General features: G+C 40.0%; 1 protein-coding gene. It reads right to left on the bottom strand.

Going from position 1 to position 695, the window contains the following annotated elements; translation table 11 throughout:
• Positions 1–220: 220 nt before the first annotated feature.
• On the bottom strand, positions 221–695 hold a 475-nt coding region (locus AAEZ03_RS25705), incomplete at its 5' end, for an MDR/zinc-dependent alcohol dehydrogenase-like family protein (RefSeq protein ID WP_502947949.1).

Below are 695 nucleotides of genomic sequence, written 5' to 3'. Positions count from 1 at the left end.
CTAAGCTTTAACACCAACTCAGACACGTAGTTAGTTTTTGTACGCCCTAACCCCATGAACAGCGGTTGGGGGGGGGTGATTTTTTTGCCGTGTGCAGAGAAAAGCAAGTCAAAGATTTTTTTACTAGCTGCTTTAGCGATAATCATTATTTAAGATAATCTCGTTAAAGCAGCTATGACCTAACCTTTAAATGTTAAAAGTTAAGGGTAAATTTGAAAAATTAAGGAGTTAAAATGACTTTACGACATTCTTCTTCACGCTTTTCGAAAATTTCATAACCTTTAGCAGCGTCAGACAAATTCATACGGTGAGTAATAATAGCTTCAGGTGATAAATCACCATTTTCAATATACTCTAATAATTGTGGTAAATACTTGTGTACATGGGTTTGGCCCATTTTGAAAGTAAGCCCCTTATCAAAAGCGTCACCAAATAAGAAACCATGAATGGGTCCTGCATACACACCAGGAACACTAACGACCCCGCCACGACGCACAGCTGCAATACATTGACGTAAAGCTGCACCACTTGACCCTTCAATTTTCAAATTGGTCATTATTGTTTCTAGCATACTGCCTTTGGCTTCAAAGCCAATCGCATCAATAACGCCGTCAACGCCACGATGCCCTTTGGTCTGTTCAATGATGAACTCAGCAGCATCTACCTTATCGAAATTAACCGGAATAGCCCCGTAC

Origin of the sequence: Pseudomonas sp. HY2-MNA-CIBAN-0224, assembly GCF_040310285.1 — a bacterium.
Lineage (GTDB): Bacteria > Pseudomonadota > Gammaproteobacteria > Pseudomonadales > Pseudomonadaceae > Aquipseudomonas > Aquipseudomonas helleri.
Note: the sequence above shows the minus strand (reverse complement) of the source record. Positions and strands in the feature narration are given on the sequence as shown.